The sequence below is a fragment of the Microcoleus sp. genome, assembly GCF_049646505.1.
Lineage (GTDB): Bacteria > Cyanobacteriota > Cyanobacteriia > Cyanobacteriales > Microcoleaceae > Microcoleus.
Genome location: NZ_JBARVX010000647.1, coordinates 1 through 1,607 on the forward strand (window position 1 = coordinate 1; position 1,607 = coordinate 1,607).

Genomic DNA, 1,607 nt, shown 5'->3' on the forward strand with positions numbered 1-1,607 from the left:
CTGCAAAAGGTCGCGGTTGCATTCGTGCAGCGCTTGCATCAGGGTTACTGGGGTCGATCCTTTGGCCTGACGCTGTTCGGCATTACCGAGCAGATTTTTGAGGTTCTCTGAAACCAAGGGCGATTGGGCCTCAGTCGGCTGTGTGTGAGATTGCAAATTGTTTGCCGAGGGTTTTGTAGGAATTGCATCTACGCTGAGCGCGTTGGGAAAATCTACTGTTTGCCAGTCTTCTTCTGGCTGCTGGGGAACCGTTGCGGGAGTATCTGTCGGAGGGGGGGCGATCGGCTCAAAACCCCCTGGAGCAGCAAAATTTGACTGCAATGGTTCGGTATCCGATTGAACAGCAGGGTGTGATTGATGCTGATTAGCTCGACGATCAGCTTCTGACATGGCTTTTTATCCCAATAGTCACAGGGTCTGTGAAACAGTCTATCCTTATAGATTATCCAAAAGAAAGCCCCCAGTCATCAATTATTAGTCACCGATGGTCAGTCAGCAGCCAAATTCTGCCAGTCTCCCTCTCCCGTTGTGCCCGATCGGCTAAGCCTTAGCAACTGCAAAATGTTTGTCAATAATTGCTGGAACTTCTGCTGGTGCAATGCGGCTGTAGCGAGTTTTGTCTGGCATCAAAACTATATTTGGCCCGGCTTTGCACTGTTTGAGACATCCGGTACCCTGAACGGTCACTTCTTCTTCTAAACCCCGCGAATTCAAAGCATTTTCTAAAGCTTTACAGACTGCTGCCCCGCCGCGTTTTTGGCAGTCAGATTTTTGACATACTAATATTTTGGTTTGGGTTTTTGCCCGAGCTTTTACAGTTTTATCTGTCTGTGGAATGCTGGCTTCGGTTTTGCCGTTGGCGCGATCGTCGGATGTCACAATTTCACAAGGCACATTCGTAGAGTCTTGCTGTTCGGGCGATCTATCTTTGTTACCCCCAGCCAGCGTCAGACTGCGAGCTTTCAGTTTTATCTTACCGTTTTTCAAATTGAGTTCTTTCTCGCCTGCAACTTGAACCCTCAACCCAGTCGTCAAAACAGGCCCTAAAAATGACCGCAATTCCTTGCAAAGTTTCACTAGGTATTCTACTTGGCGATCGGTCTTTATTCGCAAATATTTAAGTTTGCAACCATCTTCAACAATCAGGCTGAGGATTTCTCCCTCCAAACTGAATTCGGAAACTTGCTTGCGAGACTTATACATTGTGATAACTCCTTTAAATTTGTTAAATCGCGTACAGGGCGCGATGGAAGCCCAACCGCCTTTACCCGATTTGCCAGCAGCACTCGAGCAACTGCACCAGTTCGCGCCGCGGAGCGCTCAATTGCTTCAAAACGCTCGCTAGTTGAGCAGCTTGTTTGGCGGTGCTAATTTTTGCCCGCAGAGGTTGGTCGGCCGTGCACCAGCAGGGAATTTCTAATTCTTGCAAGCGTTGATAAACTTGCCACCTGTCTAGCCAACTGACTTGCACGATGTCACAAACTTCTAATTCTGGATCTGCTGGATTCATTTTTTTAGCAACAATAATCATTTGCATTTATTTTTGCTCTCGCTTGACCCCATTTTCGGGAAGCATTCAGAACAAGCATCTTTTTATAGGATACTGC

2 protein-coding genes and 1 pseudogene are annotated in these 1,607 nt (G+C 47.4%); all 3 read right to left on the reverse strand.

Translation table 11 applies throughout. The features are described 5' to 3' along the window. A pseudogene (locus WBA89_RS29700) lies at positions 1-390 on the reverse strand (hypothetical protein); the annotation flags it as partial. Positions 391-540: 150 nt separating this feature from the next. Beyond that, the gene (locus tag WBA89_RS29705; protein WP_424411250.1) at positions 541-1,203 is read right to left on the reverse strand and encodes a (2Fe-2S) ferredoxin domain-containing protein; all 663 of its coding nucleotides are present in this window, start codon (positions 1,201-1,203) and stop codon (positions 541-543) included. Positions 1,204-1,264: 61 nt separating this feature from the next. After that, a complete protein-coding gene (locus tag WBA89_RS29710) occupies positions 1,265-1,537 on the reverse strand; it encodes an Asr1405/Asl0597 family protein (RefSeq protein WP_424411252.1) in 273 nt (90 codons plus the stop codon). Between the last annotated feature and the right edge of the window lie 70 nt (positions 1,538-1,607).

Coding starts and splice junctions, on each gene's coding strand:
- WBA89_RS29710 (WP_424411252.1), bottom strand. CDS start 1,537: ATGCAAATGATTATTGTTGCTAAAAAAATGAATCCAGCAGATCCAGAA.
- WBA89_RS29705 (WP_424411250.1), bottom strand. CDS start 1,203: ATGTATAAGTCTCGCAAGCAAGTTTCCGAATTCAGTTTGGAGGGAGAA.